14 protein-coding genes are annotated in these 17,220 nt (G+C 38.7%); 4 read left to right on the top strand and 10 right to left on the bottom strand.

Going from position 1 to position 17,220, the window contains the following annotated elements; genetic code table 11:
- Positions 1–60: 60 nt before the first annotated feature.
- Positions 61–654, top strand: a complete 594-nt coding sequence (locus BMY14_RS05670) for a sugar O-acetyltransferase (RefSeq protein WP_091829984.1) — start codon at positions 61–63, stop codon at positions 652–654.
- A gap of 198 nt (positions 655–852) precedes the next feature.
- Here the strand turns inward: BMY14_RS05670 and BMY14_RS05665 are convergent, their stop codons facing one another.
- The 4 genes from BMY14_RS05665 to BMY14_RS05650 form a co-directional block, all read right to left on the bottom strand.
- Complete coding sequence (locus BMY14_RS05665; protein ID WP_091829982.1) at positions 853–2,022, bottom strand: aminotransferase class I/II-fold pyridoxal phosphate-dependent enzyme; 1,170 nt, start codon at positions 2,020–2,022, stop codon at positions 853–855.
- A gap of 384 nt (positions 2,023–2,406) precedes the next feature.
- Positions 2,407–3,285, bottom strand: coding sequence for an AraC family transcriptional regulator (locus BMY14_RS05660; RefSeq protein ID WP_091829980.1), 879 nt, complete (start codon positions 3,283–3,285; stop codon positions 2,407–2,409).
- 25 nt (positions 3,286–3,310) lie between these two features.
- Positions 3,311–4,555, bottom strand: a complete 1,245-nt coding sequence (gene fabF, locus BMY14_RS05655; RefSeq protein WP_091829978.1) for a beta-ketoacyl-ACP synthase II — start codon at positions 4,553–4,555, stop codon at positions 3,311–3,313.
- A gap of 162 nt (positions 4,556–4,717) precedes the next feature.
- Positions 4,718–6,061: a DEAD/DEAH box helicase gene (locus BMY14_RS05650; protein WP_091829976.1), complete on the bottom strand. Its 1,344-nt coding sequence runs from the start codon at positions 6,059–6,061 to the stop codon at positions 4,718–4,720.
- Between the two features lie 166 nt (positions 6,062–6,227).
- Here BMY14_RS05650 and BMY14_RS05645 point away from each other — a divergent pair, with 166 nt between their 5' ends.
- Positions 6,228–6,896 carry a response regulator transcription factor gene (locus BMY14_RS05645; RefSeq protein ID WP_019554858.1) on the top strand — a complete coding sequence of 223 codons (669 nt, stop codon included), beginning with the start codon at positions 6,228–6,230 and terminating at the stop codon, positions 6,894–6,896.
- Complete coding sequence (locus BMY14_RS05640; protein WP_091829974.1) at positions 6,897–8,168, top strand: sensor histidine kinase; 1,272 nt, start codon at positions 6,897–6,899, stop codon at positions 8,166–8,168.
- A gap of 169 nt (positions 8,169–8,337) precedes the next feature.
- Here the strand turns inward: BMY14_RS05640 and araD are convergent, their stop codons facing one another.
- Genes araD through BMY14_RS05620 form a run of 4 tightly spaced genes read right to left on the bottom strand, consistent with a single transcriptional unit; the run spans position 8,338 to position 13,701 of the window.
- Positions 8,338–9,030: an L-ribulose-5-phosphate 4-epimerase gene (gene araD, locus BMY14_RS05635; protein WP_091829972.1), complete on the bottom strand. Its 693-nt coding sequence runs from the start codon at positions 9,028–9,030 to the stop codon at positions 8,338–8,340.
- A gap of 14 nt (positions 9,031–9,044) precedes the next feature.
- The gene (araA, locus tag BMY14_RS05630) at positions 9,045–10,526 is read right to left on the bottom strand and encodes an L-arabinose isomerase (protein WP_091829970.1); all 1,482 of its coding nucleotides are present in this window, start codon (positions 10,524–10,526) and stop codon (positions 9,045–9,047) included.
- A 35-nt stretch (positions 10,527–10,561) separates the two neighbouring features.
- Entirely contained in the window at positions 10,562–12,235 is a 1,674-nt protein-coding gene (gene araB / locus BMY14_RS05625) for a ribulokinase (protein ID WP_091829968.1), read from the bottom strand.
- Positions 12,236–12,273: 38 nt separating this feature from the next.
- A complete protein-coding gene (locus BMY14_RS05620; RefSeq protein WP_091829966.1) occupies positions 12,274–13,701 on the bottom strand; it encodes a sugar porter family MFS transporter in 1,428 nt (475 codons plus the stop codon).
- A gap of 820 nt (positions 13,702–14,521) precedes the next feature.
- On the opposite strand from BMY14_RS05620, the gene corA reads away from it, so the two are divergent.
- Positions 14,522–15,580: a magnesium/cobalt transporter CorA gene (gene corA / locus BMY14_RS05615; protein ID WP_091829963.1), complete on the top strand. Its 1,059-nt coding sequence runs from the start codon at positions 14,522–14,524 to the stop codon at positions 15,578–15,580.
- A 2-nt stretch (positions 15,581–15,582) separates the two neighbouring features.
- On the opposite strand, the gene BMY14_RS05610 is transcribed toward corA, so the two are convergent.
- Together BMY14_RS05610 and BMY14_RS05605 are read right to left on the bottom strand one after the other, a co-directional pair.
- Complete coding sequence (locus tag BMY14_RS05610) at positions 15,583–16,299, bottom strand: FadR/GntR family transcriptional regulator (protein WP_177177490.1); 717 nt, start codon at positions 16,297–16,299, stop codon at positions 15,583–15,585.
- A gap of 186 nt (positions 16,300–16,485) precedes the next feature.
- Positions 16,486–17,040 carry a hypothetical protein gene (locus BMY14_RS05605; RefSeq protein WP_091829959.1) on the bottom strand — a complete coding sequence of 185 codons (555 nt, stop codon included), beginning with the start codon at positions 17,038–17,040 and terminating at the stop codon, positions 16,486–16,488.
- Positions 17,041–17,220 lie beyond the last annotated feature (180 nt).

The following is a 17,220-nucleotide window of genomic DNA, read 5'->3' as shown; positions in this document are numbered from 1 at the left end:
CAATTGTCTATAACATTATAATTAAAATTATAATAATTGAAAATAGTAAGGAGAAAAATTATGAGTGAGTTAGACAAATGTATGAGTGGCAATATGTTTAATTGTATTGACGAAGAACTTACGGATATGATAAGTAAGTCCAGAATAATGACCCATCAATATAATTCAAGCAGTAGCATAAAAGAAAAACAACACATTCTTCATGAGTTGTTTGGTGAAATTGGTTCTAATGTAAAGGTAGATGTTCCGTTTTATTGTGATTATGGTAAAAATATATTTATTGGGAATAATGGCATTATTAACATGAATTGTACATTTGTAGATTGCAATAAAATAGAAATTGGAAACAATGTTTTAATTGCCTCTAACGTACAAATATATACAGCAACACATCCAGTAAATGCAAAAGAACGTTTAGTTGATGGATGGAAAGAAAACTCAGGTCAAGCTTTTTTTAGAACTTATGCGTTACCGGTTAAAATTGAGGATAATGTCTGGATCGGCGGCGGCACTATTATTCTACCTGGCGTTACCATTGGAAAAAATAGTGTAATTGGAGCTGGAAGTATAGTGACGAAGAATATACCTGCTAATTGCGTTGCTGTGGGAAATCCTTGCAGAGTAATTAAAAAGCTTAGTGATAAGAAGGAATAACGGATTTATGCCTATATATAGAACACTTGGGACATGCTCTGATGCATGATAATTCCAATGTTGTACGTATGAGCACACAAAAAAGGGGTGTCTTTACTAATTTTTTAGTGCAACACGCCCTTTTTATTCGCCCATTTATAACGAAGATAAAATGCAATTTTTCTGTATGTATAAATTTTTTCTCAGCTTACACAAAAACTATGCTTTTAAAATCCCACTCTTTTTCACAGCCTCAACTGCTTGCTGTAACACAGCTTCATCCTGCACCAAAGCCATGCGTACATGACCTTCGCCGGATGGTCCAAAAGCACTGCCCGGTGTCAGCATAACACCTGCTTTTTCCACTAAATCCATGGCAAAGTCGACTGATTTTTCATAATGCGGCGGAATCACAGCCCAAACAAACATCGTAGCTTCTGGTTTCTCCATATTCCAGCCAATGGATTTAAACCCATCACATAAAACATCTCTACGTCTTTCATACGCATCTTTCATAACCGCTACGCAGCCTTGATCGCCAGTAATAGCAACAATCGCCGCTTTTTGAATTGGCAAAAACATACCATAGTCCATATTTGATTTCAATGTCTTTAATCGCGATACCACCTCGGCATTGCCAACACAAAAACCAATTCGCGCTCCGGCTAAACCATAGGTTTTAGATAAAGAATTAAATTCCACACCGATCTCCCTGGCCCCAGAAAAGGTGAGAAAACTGCCGCAGGTTTTTCCATCAAAGACTAACTCACTATAAGCATTATCATGAAGAACGACAATATCATATTTTCTGGCGAAAGCAATCAAATCTAAGTAAAACGCTTCTGGCGCCATCACTGTAGTTGGATTATTAGGATACGATACAACCATAAATTTTGCTTTTTTAGCAATATCCACCGGAATATCCTGCAATTGGATCACATAGCCATTTTCTTTTTTCTGCGGCATATAATAAAGCTTCGCCCCGGCCAGCAGCGGACCATCAGCAAACACCGGATAGCAGGGATCGGGAACTAGTACCACATCGCCCTCATCAACAATGGAAAGTGCTATATGAGCCAACCCTTCCTGTGATCCCAATAGTGAACAAATTTCCGTCTTGGGATCAAGCGTAACCCCATATCGCGTATCATACCAGCTGCTGACTGCTTCTAATAAAGCCGTTTGATCATTGACTGCATAGATATAATTTTTAGGATCAGCCGCCGCTGTACATAAGGCATCCATTATATGCTGTGCCGGTGGAATATTAGGTGTTCCAACGCTTAAATCAATAATTGTTTCACCCTTTTCGAGTTTTTTTCGTTTAATGTCTAATAATTGAGAAAAAATCCCCTCACCAAATTGATCCATTCTTCTTGCAAATTGCATGATTTTATACCTCCTATTTTTTTAGTTAAATTCTTGAATTCAATATATAATTTGCATTTAATATTCTTCTATATAGCAATCGTCAGGAATGGGGTATAGGGTTGAGTAGCGTTACGCAGGAAGCAAACGATACCCTACCCTTCCTGGCAGACTAATAGCTAGCTACGCTTTCTTTAATTCAATATAGGCAGCTCTACCATATCAAAATAAAAATCTCACAAATTACACTTTTAAGACATATTCCTCGTTGCACACTTTATTTTGTTATAAAAATTATTTAAATAAGTACATTTGTATACATAAAGAATATTATAACATCCTCTACAGATGCCTGCAAAAAAATTCGAGGCATGTAGAAAAACTACACGCCTCGCAAAACTTGTTTTAAGCTTCTAAAATAGGTTGATAAATATCGAGTTCACAATAATTGTCTTTGCATAAAGCATTATTGATATATTCAAAACGAAATTGATCAGCAAATTTATAACCAGATTTGAAAATCCATTTTGAATAAAGATGAACGAGCAGCCGCCCCACTTTACGACCATTTAATTCATCCGGATGAAAAAATCCCACAAAGCGAAAAACTACATATTTATGTGCCGGAATTGAAATTCCCACCATACCAGCCGGAATATGATTCAAATCTTGGACCTGCAAACCCGGCATATAATAAATTGCCCCATTCATACGATCACTCCAATCGGTATAGCCAAAATAAATCTCCGGATCTACCGGATTTAAAATATGTTGGCGCTGCTTATAAAAAAATTCCCGCCCACATAAATTCGCAATCTTATCCCCCGATTTACTGAGTATTTTATATTTTTGACCAACCAGATAGAATTGTTGTTTAAACATAAACGAAGGTTTATAAACGACCGAATTATTGACTGACATAATATCATCAATCGTAAGTTTTTCTTGAATATGCAGCGATTGTGCTTCGGATCTCAATTTGAGTGGTGTAATGCCAAATTTTTTACGAAAGGCTCGAATATAAGATTGTTCATAATCAAACCCATATTCCATCGCAATATCAATCACCCGCCGATTTTTATCTTTCAAATCCGAAATACTGGCGGATAACTTACGAAACTGTACATATTCCATTACCGATTCGCCCGTTAATGATTTAAAAATTCGATCTAAATAGTATTTTGATATACCACAATGTGCTGCTATCGCATCGAGATTCAGCTTCTGATATAAATTAACTTCTATATATTGAAAACACTCCGCCATAGTTGCCCTTAAGTCCATTCTAGTATACCCCCATACTGAAAGTTCATAGCTCAGGCTGGTATTTGCGGAAAATCAAAGTGGCATTATGTCCACCAAACCCAAAAGAATTCGATAAACCATATTCCAGACCCGCACTATGACCTATATTTGCCGTATAATTTAAATCACAATCGACATCGGCTGTATGATAATGAATTGTTGGCGGCACAAAACCATCATGAAGTGCTGATGCCGTAATAATAGCTTCTATACCACCCGCTGCCCCGAGCAAATGCCCGGTCATTGATTTCGTCGAGCTGATTGACACTTTATAGGCATAATCCTGAAAAACTTCTTTGATTGCCTGCGTTTCCCCTTTATCACCAATCCCGGTTGAAGTACCATGAGCATTAATATATTGAATAGCTGTTGGGTCTATTTTAGCATCTTTTAAAGCGATTTGCATACATCTGGCTGCACCTTCTCCACCAGGTGCACCAGCAGTAATATGATAGGCATCATTGGTACACCCATAACCAACGAGTTCAGCTATAATATGCGCTCCGCGTTTTTTTGCATGTTCCATTTCTTCTAAAACGACAATACCCGCACCTTCGCCCATAACAAAACCATCTCGATCCCTGTCAAACGGACGACAGGCAGTCTCCGTATCAACATTACGTGTCATGGCTTTATTTGCACAAAAACCCGCCATAGCCAGTCTGGTAATAGGGGCTTCCGTACCACCGGCAATCATAATATCAGAATCGGCTCTTTGGATTATCTTAAAAGCATCACCAATCGCATTCGTTGAAGAAGCACATGCCGACACGGTACACTCCACAAATCCTTTAATACCAAACTCAATAGCAGTCATTCCAGCTGCCATATTCGGCAGCATCATCGGAATCAAAAAAGGACTGACCCTGTCTGCCCCCTTCGCCAAAAGTATTTCATGCTGTTTTTCCAAGGTTTCCAGCCCGCCGATCCCAGAACCAATAATCATACCAACTCTTTCCTTTTGCAGCAACGCCCTATCCAGTTGTGCATCAGCTAATGCCTCCTTTGTTGCTGCCATAGCATATTGAGTAAAACGGTCTGTTCGTTTTGCTTCTTTTTTATCCATAAAATTACAAGGATCAAAATCTTTTATCTCAGCAGCCAGCTTGGTCGGCAAATCACTCGTATCAATTCTTTCAATATGAGTAATACCATTTTCCCCCTGTTTAATTGCTTGCCAAAAAGAGGGCACATCCAGTCCCAATGAAGTAATGGCACCCATCCCTGTAATAACTACACGTCGTTGCATAAAATAACCTCACTCTACATTTTAATTTAAGAAACTTTCCTAAGATTACCACATGCATCACAAAAAAAATGAACAACTCTTGCTATCCATTAATATTAAAAATAAATGGGAGACAAGCTGCTTTTTTACAAACAACTTGTCTCCCATTTATTTTTAATGAATTTATCGAATGCGACGTTTTACTGTTTTCTTTTTCGCACCTAGCTTTCCTTTAAAAGATGTCGGATTATTGGCTTTTCCCACAACCGCCTTCGAACGAGAACTGCGATGATTTACCCCGCCATGTTCAGCCGTCTTAGGTTTATTTGCTGCATATTTCTTGCTCGGTTTACCTGGTTTTTTCGCTGCTTCACTTGGTTTTCGCTGCGATATTTCTTTACCTGGTTTTTCCCGGCGCTCCAATTTTTGCTTTTGCAGACGACTTTGTATACCTTTTTCGATCATGCGCAGATACTCATGCTGGCGAGCATTAACAAAAGTAATTGCTGTACCTTTCTCCCCCGCCCGTCCCGTTCTGCCAATGCGATGGATATAAGCTTCTGCATCATGCGGAACATCATAATTAAAAACATGCGTAACGCCTTCAATGTCAAGCCCGCGTGCTGCAATATCTGTTGCAACCAAAATTTGCAGTTTCGCATCACGGAAACGTTTCAAAACTAACGTTCGCTGTGACTGCGACAAATCACCATGCAGTTCATCGGCAAGATAGCCCCGACCCGCTAAAGCCATCGCAACATCCGCAACTCTTTTTTTCGTATGGCAAAAAACCATTGCCAAATAAGGCTGATATTCATTAATAAATCCACAAAGTTTATCTATTTTTGTATCTTCCTCAGTATTTACGATAATCTGATTAATCTCATCGAGCGTGACATGTTCTGCTTTGATTTCAATCGAAACTGGATTCGTCATATAGTGATGAGATAAGCCTTTAATCCGATCAGGAATCGTTGCGGAAAAAAACATAGTTTGACGATCACGAGCTGTAGCTCGCAGCAATCCTTCTACCTCTTCCAGAAAACCCATATGCAGCATTTCATCCGCTTCATCGAGCACTACTTTATTGGCCGTTGAAAGATCAATTGTCTTACGGCGCAAATGATCCAGCAGGCGGCCAGGGGTTCCTATAATGATATGAGGATTACGACCCAGTTTTTGGATTTGGCGGTCTACGTCTTGTCCACCATAGATTGCCAAAGATTTAATCCCTGCTTCATCACCAATTTTTGCAGCAACCTTTGCAATCTGAATCGTCAACTCCCTGGTTGGTGTAACAATAAGTGCCTGCACCGCCGGCGCATTTATTTTTATTTTTTCCATAATTGGCAGCAAAAACGCCAAAGTTTTCCCCGTTCCGGTCTGTGCCTGTACAATGACATCTTTACCGCTTCGAACAACCGGAATCGCTTCTTCTTGTACTGGCGTCGCTTCTACAATGCCGTTTTTCTTTAATATATCACATAAAGTCTCGCTGACCTTAAGTTCAGCAAATTTTATTCCCATTCAATGCACCTCTTTATATTTATTTTTCATTTTTTTCACTTTTTCCCGATTTTATGATAGATTATATATATTGTAGTCTAATTTCCCTAAAAAAACAAATGAAGTTCCAATGATTGTTCTTCATACTTAAAATATCTCATATTTTGTGAAAAGAAGGTTGATTCAAATGAATTTATTACTGGTTGAAGATGAAGTAAAACTAAGTGAGGCACTCACCGTATTAATAGGCAGGGCCGGGTATACAGTAGAAACTGCTCTAGACGGCCTCACAGCACTCCAGATGACACGAGAAAACAAATACGATGTCATAGTACTCGATCGTATGCTGCCACGCTTAGACGGACTGTCTGTCCTAAAGGAAATGCGCAAAGAAAAAAATGACACCCCTGTGCTTTTGCTCACCGCCAAAGATGAACCAAGTGAACGGGTTGCCGGACTTGAGGCTGGTGCGGATGATTATCTTATCAAACCATTTTTTACCGAAGAACTACTCGCTCGCATAAAAGTCCTCACACGCCGCAGTGAAAAAAAATCAACAGAAAATATCATTGAAAGCGGCGGCATCACTCTATATCCATTACACGGTGAAGCACTGTTAAAAGGAAAGACAAAAATTCAGCTCACGGTCAAAGAGACTGCTCTTTTATCGCTTCTTATGCAAAACCAGGGACAAGTCGTCACCAAAGAACGTATCATGGAAAAAATATGGGGTTATAACAGTGATGCCGGCATAGCGAATGTCGATTTATATATCTATTACTTGCGAAAAAAATTGAATTTAACCAATATCAGGACAATTCGCGGTATTGGTTATTCCTTTGAAGAGGAACAATAAATGTTTCGCCAGCTTCACATAAAAATGACGCTTATCAATGCTGCTGTAACCATATTTTTATTTATTATTTTAATTTCTGGCGTATGTATTTTACTAGAGTTTAATTCACAAAGCACCACCGATTATACCTTAACCAAGATAACTAAAAATGTCACGCAAAATAATATGGTCGATTTACCACCACGTAATATGCGAGATAACGATTCTGAAGAAAAACGTCCTAGCATATTTCCCATGCCCCACCCCAGTTTTTTCTTTATCAAAACAGATGCCATTGGAATTATTGTGCATAAATCTTCTGATATCACTGTGGACAATGATACTCTATCGAAACTCGTACAAGCTACGGTCAAATCGACTAAACTACGAGATGATATTGAATTTGCCACGATTCCCTTTTCCTATCTTAAAACGCCATTATCAAATGGCGGATTTTTAATTGTATTTGATGACCAATCGGAAGAACGAACCATTTTTCATACTACTGTATCCTATTTAATTTTAGCTGGTTTATTTTGTACATTACTTTCTTTTCTCGCCAGTTTTTTCATGGCAAAACACGTGATAAAACCAATCCAATATGCGACTACCCAGCAAAAGAAATTTGTTGCCAATGCGTCCCATGAGCTCAGAACTCCAATTACAATCATGCAGACTAACCTTGATATTATGAAAGGAGCGCCGCCCGGTGATACACTTGATAACAATCGCAAATGGCTTAACAATCTGCAAGGTGAGACAACTCGTATGACAGAACTCATCAACTCGCTTTTGTTTCTTGCTCGCGCCGATGCCAATCAACAACTACTGGAAAAAGAATATTTTTCCCTTGATACGGTTGTTGAAAGTGCGGTTACAGCCTTTGAACTGCTAGCCGCTGAAAAGGAAATAACGCTTGAAACCAAAGTTCACGGTCAAGCTATAACAGGGCTTGGCGACCCGGCTCGTATTAAACAAGTGCTAACCATCCTCATTGACAATGCCCTGCGGCATACCCCACCCAATGGAAAAATTACAACAAATTGTTATAACACAGTTGATACATCTGTTATAAATGTAATCGATACTGGTGAAGGCATTGCCGAAGAAGATATCGCCAAAATTTTTGATCGTTTTTACCAAGCCGACTCTTCGCGTCAGCGCGGTGGTGCCGGGCTGGGGCTTTCCATGGCAAAGTGGATCATCAAGAGGCATAAAGGAACCTTAAAAGTCTTCAGCAAACTCGGGGAAGGTACCACGTTTACGATTAAACTGCCCCGTAATGCAATTTAAAAAGACTGACGAAAAATGTGTCGAACCAGAATTCTGGCGAAACATTTTTGTCAGTCTTTTTTGTACAAATTTTTAGGAAACCCTATGTTTTTATAATTTAATCCCTACTATAATTAATTGCATTAAATATTCTATATGGCAATCGTCAGGAATGGGGTATAGATTTCAATTATTTTTGTCCATAATAAGCATTTTTGCCATGTTTCCGTAAATAGTGCTTATCCAACAGAGCCTGCTGCATTTCACGGAATGCTCCACCATTTAAAGTAATCGACTGATATGCCATACAAGCCACTTCTTCTAAAACAACAGCATTGTGTACCGCTTCTTTTGCATTCGTACCCCAGGCAAACGGCCCATGTGAATGTACCAATACACCCGGTACATCCATCATATTTCGCCCGGCAAACGTTTCAATAATAACTGTACCCGTTTCTTTTTCATAGGCACCTTGAATTTCTTCCTCGTGCATATCTCTGGTACAAGGAATCGCACCATAAAAATAGTCTGCATGCGTTGTCCCAAGTGCTGGTATAGCTAAGCAGGCTTGCGCCCAAGAAGTCGCATACCGCGAATGTGTATGCACAACTCCACCGATTTGAGAACAAGCTTTATAAAGTTCAATATGTGTTGCCGTATCAGACGACGGATTAAGTTTCCCCTCAATCCGCTTACCATTCAGATCTACAACCACCATATCTTCTGGTCTCATTTTATCATAATCCACGCCTGATGGTTTGATAACAATAAAACCTGTTTCACGATCAATTGCTGAAACATTCCCCCAGGTAAATGTCACCATTTTATAAGCAGGCAGCATCATATTGGCCTGATATACTTCTTCTTTTAATTTTTCCAGCATCGTTATCGATCCTCCTACTTTAATTTCCAGATCAGATCTGACATCAATAAATCATGTTTAAACTGTGATATTTCCGTTTTTTCATTAATATGGACAAACTCGATATCCATCATAGCCGCCCAATCTTCAAGCTGCTGTGCTGTAACAGAAAAACTTATAATACTATGATGGGCTCCCCCAGCTAAAATCCAGGCTTCTGCTGATGTTTCTAGATTTGGCATTGGTTTCCACATCACTCTGGCAACTGGCAAATTCGGCATAGACAAAATTGGTTTTACAGCCAAAACATCATTGACAATCAAACGCATTCTGCCCCCCATATCAATTAAAGATGCCGTTATGGCTTTCCCTGATTTACCTTCAAAAACCAATCGCGCTGGTGCATCTTTACCGCCAATTCCCAAATCATGTACTTCAATTTTGGGTTTTTCGGCTGCAACACTTGGGCATACTTCTAACATATGAGCACCTAAAATCAAGCTGCCACCATTATCGCCAAAATGATAGGTATAATCTTCCATTAAAGCCGTACCCTTGTCATCGCCCTGTGCCATCGTCTTCATTAAGCTTGTCATAGCAGCAACTTTCCAGTCGCCTTCCGGACCAAACCCATACCCCTGTGCTGTCAAATGTTGTGTTGCCAGCCCCGGCAGCTGTTTCATACCATATAAATCTTCAAAGGTGTTAACAAAAGCATCAAATTTACCTTCCTGCAAAAATTTCTTCATGCCAATTTCCATTTTTGCTTGATAGCGAACAGAAGCAATATTCTTTGTATTTAAAATATATTCTTCTTCATAAACTTTCATCAAGGCATCAATTTCTTTTTCGCTTACCCCATCAATATAAGGTACCAGATCACCAACCGGATATGTATTGACTGACCAGCCGAGTTTGATCTGTGCTTCGACTTTGTCGCCTTCCGTTACTGCAACATCACGCATATTGTCACCAAATCGAGCAACTTTCAATGATTTACTAGCCGCAACACCAATCGCGGTACGCATCCATAAACCAATTTTTTCCTGTACATTTTTATCGCCCCAATAGCCAACAACGACGCGACGAGCCAAACGCATCCTTGTGCCAATAAAGCCATGTTCACGGTCACCATGCGCGGATTGATTCAAATTCATGAAATCCATATCAATTTCTTCATTAGGAATTTCTTTATTAAATTGTGTATGTAAATGCAAATAAGGTTTCTGTAATTTACCCAGCCCGCGAATCCACATTTTGGATGGAGAAAACGTATGCATCCACGTAATGATACCCGCACAGCTCTGATCATAATTGGCATCTTCCATAACCTGTTCAATCGCATCGGAAGTCGTTGCCACAATTTTAAAATCGATTTCAACTGGTAAAGTCCCAGCAGCATTAAGTTTTTCAACCATTACCACTGAATGCTCAGCCACTTTTTTTAAGGTTTCTTCACCATAAAGATGCTGGCTGCCAGTAATAAACCAAAATTTATATTCTTTTAACTGTTTCATGTAAAATTCCTCCATATACATTGCATTTGTCTATTTTATTGATCCGCAAGGACTTCTTTTTTTATTGTTTTAAGACGTTTCATGACATCATTTTCACCACGGCCAAAATATTCATGCAAAATATCATATTCTTTATATAAACGATCGTAAATAGCTGCATTTTTTGGATTTGGCAGATATACATCCGACCGCAATTTCCCCATATGTTTCGTCGCATCAAATACACTATCATAACCACCTGCAGCTGCCCCTGCTGCAACAGCGCCGAAAATGGCAGAACCAAGTGCCGGTCCCTGGGTTGATCCAGCAATTTTAACCGGCAGATTAATAACGTCGGCATAAATATGCATTGCTAATGCATTTTTCTGTGAAATGCCACCCGATGCATAAAATTCGTGAATCGGCACACCATTGTCACGAAATGTTTCAATAATCTTTCGCGTGCCAAAAGCAGTCGCCTCAATCAAAGCCCGGTACATCTCTTCCGGCTTTGTCTGAAGAGTCATCCCCAGCATCATACCAGTCAAATCAACATCCACTAATACAGACCGATTGCCATTCCACCAATCAAGTGCCAAAAGCCCACTTTCACCAGCTGTCAGTTTTTCAGCTTTTTCAGTCAAGAGCTGATGAATATCAATCGTTTTATCTCTTGCCTCTGCCAAATAAGCAGCCGGCAGACAGTTATTAACAAACCATTCAAAATGATCGCCTACACAAGACTGACCTGCTTCATAGCCAAAAAATCCTGGTAATATACCATCTTCCACAACACCACACATACCCGGAACCATTTTTTCTTCTTCACCCAAAAGCACATGACAAGTCGAAGTTCCCATAATTGCCAAAATTTTGCCGACTCCATTGATTTTCACAGCCGGAACCGTTACATGAGCATCCACATTGCCAATCGCCACAGCGGTCCCTTCATTCAGACCGGTAAGTTTTGCCGCCAGTGGACTAATGACTCCCGCTTTTTGCCCGAGCGGTGTAACCGGGCAGCTCATTTTATCAGCAATCACATTTTCTAAGCGTGAATCTAAGGCTTTAAAAAAGTCTTTTGGTGGATACCCTTCTTTTTTATTCCACATCGCCTTATAACCAGCTGTACAAGAATTGCGGGTCTGCACACCGGTGAGCTGCCAAATAATCCAGTCAGCGGCTTCTACAAAAGAATCCATTGCTGCATAAACCTCAGGGGATTCATCCAATATTTGCCAAAGTTTTGGTATTTCCCACTCCGAAGAAATTTTTCCACCATAACGAGCCAGCCATTTTTCACCACGCGCTGCGGCAATTTCATTTAAACGATTGGCTTTATCCTGCGCTGCATGATGTTTCCAAAGTTTTACATAGGCATGCGGATTAGCTTTAAACTCAGGCAAGAAACACAATGGTGTACCGTCTGCTTTTACCGGTAAAACCGTACAAGCTGTAAAGTCCGTACCAATACCGATAATATCATTCGGTGAAATTCCCGTTTGGTGAATAAGTTCTGGTATTGTATTCGATAAAACATCGATATAATCTTGTGGATCTTGCAAAGCCCAGTCAACCCCCAGCTTCGTGCCATCGGGTAAACACGTATCCATTACCGCATGAGGATATTTATAAATTGAACTGATTAACTCACGTCCACTTTCCACTTCTACTAAAACAGCCCGCCCTGAAAGCGACCCAAAGTCAACACCGATTGTATATTTCGCCATAAAAAAACCTCCTATATTCTAAACGACTGTGAAACTTTTCAGCAGCCAATATCTCTAAGTTTCTTGCCCTGCAATAAATTCTGTTCAATTTGTTCCAATGTCACATTTTTGGTTTCAGGAATCAGGTAAATTGTAAAGAAGATAAACAAAACATTCATTCCCGTATAAATCCAAAATGTCATGGCTGAACCAACTGAATTCAATAATGTCAAGAATGTAGCACCAATGATCATATTTGAAATCCAATTTGTTGTAGTCGAACAAGCAATCCCGAAATCGCGACTCTTAAGTGGTTGGATTTCCGAACACAAAATCCAAACAACCGGAGCAGCACTCATGGCATAACCGCCAATACAAACCACCGTCATCGCAACTGCTATATACGAAATCCAAGTGGATGTACTACCACTGTCAATCAGATTCAAGCAAACACCCAAAATCAAAGTTCCGGCTGCCATGACCGAAAACCCTATTTTCAAAGCTGGTTTACGACCGGCTTTATCTACCATATTCATGGCAATAAAAGTTGCTAACACAAACGTTAAACCATCGATTACTGTTGCCATCATCTGTTCTTCGGTTGTAGTAAACCCTGCCAGACTAAAAATTTTCGGTGCATAATACATTATAATGTTCATCCCTGTAAACTGTTGCATGGCCTGTAAAAGCATACCAAGAAAAACGACGCGGCGGACATTTTTATTGGCTTTAAAAAGCCCCCAGCCTTCTTGTTTGACTTTTAAACTCTCACGAATATCCAATAATTCACTTGCTACTTTTCTTTCATTACTATGCAGCATATGTAATACACTTTTCGCTTCATCGAAACGTCCTTTTGAAGCCAGCCATCTTGGGCTATCTGGCAGCTTCAAAACAGCCAGCATAAGGATCACTGCCGGGACACAGATAATACCTACCATCATCCGCCAATCTCCACTATAACTAAGAGCGGTATCCGATAAAAAGGCTAATAAAATACCTACGGTAACCATCAGTTGGTACATCGCAATCAATTTTCCCCGAATCTCTTTATCAGCCATTTCCGATAAATATAAAGGTGCTGTGTAGGAAGCAATCCCCACCGCAAAGCCCAAAATAACACGTGCCACCAGTAAAATTGTTACACTCGTTGCAAACGCAGAACCGATGGAACCTAAAATGAAAAATCCTGCCCCAATTAACAAACTGTATTTTCTTCCAAGACGTGAAGACAGCCACCCTGTGGCAATTGCACCAAATGCTGCCCCTAACATCATTGAACTAACAACCCATTCTTGCTGTTGACTGCTTAAAGCAAAATGCTTTGCAATAAATGGCAAGGCTCCTGCAATAACACCAATATCCAAGCCAAATAACAGACCGGCCATCCCCGCCGCAAATGAAATAAAAGTACGCATTTTAGCCGTCTTTCGATCCCTCGTATTTGAAATTCTTCCAAAGTTTTCTTGTACAGCATCTTCCATCATATGAAAAATCTCCTCCATTCAAATAAAACAGTTTTCTGAAACTTCTAAATAAATGACCTAATTATCTATATATATTATAAATACAACATGGCAGCTTGGTGAATTTGCCGGCTTGCTTCACACCTACTCATACTGTATGAAAAACTACCTTATTCAACTTTTCTTTCGTATTTTCATTGTCATACATATTTGTAAAAATTATCATACAACTAACTTTTATAATATAACACTCTTTACTTAATATTTCAATTATTTTTTATTTATTTATATTGTTTTAATCATAGTCTGTATTTATAACGGTCAGAACCTTTGTATACTATGACTCGTTTAGGCTTTTTTTAACCGACGATTTGTAGTATTGCCTTTATATTTTATTGCACACACGATAAATCATCATACATTTCGGCAATAAATTTTCTGCTTATCATTTAGTATTGCTTGTATGAAAACAAAATCTATTAAAAATTCTTTTTAAATAAGAAAAAACGCAGCTATAAATTATAGCTGCGTCCTAAGCGAAAATCACTTTGCTTGTATAGATGCTAATGTAGCATTAGCTTGAGTTGTAGGTTTTTTCTTATCGGCCTTTTTCTTTTTCTTTTCCTTGTTCTTTGGGCTCTTATCTCCCATATTGAACATCTCCCTTTTGTTATGACCTATTATTTATTATAACACCTTTTGCTCAATTTAGTTAGTCCTTTTTCTGAGTATAACTAAGAACAAGTCGCTTTTTGTCCTGAAATCATATTGTTTTTTGCTCGTTTTTGTAATAGAATCTCAATAACAACCATGAGTATAATATATAAAAAGAGGTATATAAATGAAAAAACGCCGCCGTTTCTCTACACAAAAAGCAGGACTTCCACCTGGTACATTGATTGGCTATGGATTTGATCCAGCCGTAAAAACAAAAGTACGCGTAATCGATTTCAATAGCGATCAATTCTATGAAAGCGAAATCCACTCCATTGATGATTTATCCAGTTTTAAACAAACGGAGACCGTAACCTGGATTGATATTGTCGGTGCCAGTCAAATAGAAGTATTAGATAAAATTGGTCAGTTATTCGGCATTCATAATTTAGTTCTTGAAGATATGCTCAATACAAGTCATCGACCAAAAACAGAAGACTATGGAGAATATCTTTTTTTAATCATGAAAAATATCCGTTTGCAAGACAATGATTTGTTAATTGAACAAATTTCTCTAATTATTGGTAAAAACTATGTAATCTCTTTTTTAGAAAATGATTTTAATGTTTTTGAGGCAGTTCGTAATCGCTTGCGCTCCAGTAAAAGTAAAATTCGAAAAACTGGGGCGGATTATCTTGGCTATGCTTTACTCGATCTCGTCGTTGACAATTATTTTATTGCTTTGGAACATGTCGGTGAACAAATTGATCTTTTAGAAGAACGTGTTATCCAAGAGGTCGATGCCACGCAAGTTAAAGAGATTCAGGGTCTGCGTACTGATCTCTTATTTATCCGCAAAGCCATCTGGCCGTTGCGTGAGATTATTAGCAATCTGGAAAGAGGCGACTCTGAGCTGTTAAGTCCACAAATGCATATCTACATTCGCGACGTCTACGATCATGTTGTACAAATTATTGACACCGTAGAGACCTACCGTGAAATGGTTAATGGTTTGATGGATATTTATTTGTCAAGCATCAGCAATCGCATGAACGAAGTTATGAAAGTTTTAACCATCATCTCAACCATTTTCATTCCATTAACGTTTTTAGCCGGCCTTGAAGGCATGAATTTCAAGACTATGCCTGAACTCGATTTAGATTATGGCTATCCTGTCCTTCTATTGTTCATGCTTTTAATCGTATTAGGTATGCTCCGCTTTTTTCGCAAGAAACAATGGCTGTGACATTAAAAAGTTGTATTTTTCATCATATAATCTAAGCGCAGATTTTCATCGACCAGCTGAAAATGTTCTTCAATCGCAGCCTGAGCACCAATTTTATCACCAGCTTTCAAACACATAACCATATGCTGGTGTGCCAGCTGCAAGCGCTTTTTACCTTTATCCTCTGCGATAATTTTTTTGCGTAAATCCTTAATAAACAGGTGCATCACATCAGCCAGAGCTTGTAAAATTGTAACAATTAAGGGATTACTGGCCGCCATGGCAATTGTATAATGCAGTTTTTCATCCAATGCTACATTCGCTGTATCATCTGTATTTTTCTCCATATCTTCAATAATGGATTCTAATAGATCCGTTTGTTCCTTACTGATCTTATCAATCGCCAAAGCAATCATTGTTTTTTCCAGACCGCAGCGCAATTCACTGATCTGTCTATAATCGATTTTCTGCACCAAAAACATCATCGCCAATGATTCACCAAGGCTTTTTTCAAAATTACCGGAAATCACATTTCCCGCCCCTTGTGTACTGGTTATGATACCCATGACTTCTAATGTTCGCAAAGCTTCTCTTATAGAAGTACGACTTACCCCCAGCGTCTCGGCTAATTCACGTTCAGGCGGCAAATTATCCCCCAGCTTAACCTCATTACAGATGATTTTTCTTTTTATTGAATCTATGACTTTTTGATAAGCTCGTCCAGCTTCTTGTCTTGCCATGTCTACATCCCCCATTACGTCTTTTAAAGTAGCAATATTTTACCACAGACAGATAGAAATCGCAATTTTATGAAAAATGCATTCTTAGCGGAAACTATTAAGATTAAAAAAACAACAACTGGAGACATTGTGAAAATATCTCCAGTTGTTGTTTTTTACATTTTGCAGTATAGATGCTTTAACAGTTTATAGTGAGTCGGTAATTTTCTGGTACCCATCTTCCATAGCATCATGAATTGCATTTGTTATAGATGTTTTGGCAGCAGCATCTTTTGCCGATCCGTTGGTTTGAAAAACGATCAACCGATTCGTACTGCGATTATAAAATTTATATTGCAATTGCGCTTTCGTTTTGATCTCAGTAGAAATAAATTGAATGTAACCATTACAATTCAACTTGGCTATTTTCATCCCGATAACATAATCCGCTTTTGTATCTTTCGCAACAGCTTCAAATACATCTTTTTCAGGAAGTTCCATTATTGAAGGGTCATATCCCGCATGGTCCAAAGCCTTTTGAACATCCTCTTCGGGAATTATTTTAATTTTAGAAACTAAAAAGCCTTCCATATACTGATCTTTCACAATATCTTTCACATAAGTTTTCAGCTCTGCCGTTGCACCTATGTATGGAATGACGGCAATGGTATACAATTCTGATTCCGCTGCCTGGCTTGCTTCTGCAAATACATGTGTCATCGATAATAAAAAGAAAACCAATAAAAATAAGACCGTCCTCATTTACACCACTCCATTTAGAAATTTACACATTGAGCTTAATCTACTTTCATCGTTATCAATAGATACCCTATATTATAATACGCCTATACTCTTAGAAATTCCTTTGATTTATACATTTTATTTTTTTAAAAAGCAGGGGCATTTATCGTTTATTTTACGATAAATGCCCCTACGACGTGT

It is taken from the genome of Propionispira arboris, from assembly GCF_900109225.1.
In the GTDB taxonomy this organism is placed as follows: Bacteria; Bacillota; Negativicutes; order Selenomonadales; family Selenomonadaceae; genus Propionispira; species Propionispira arboris.
Note: the sequence above shows the minus strand (reverse complement) of the source record. Positions and strands in the feature narration are given on the sequence as shown.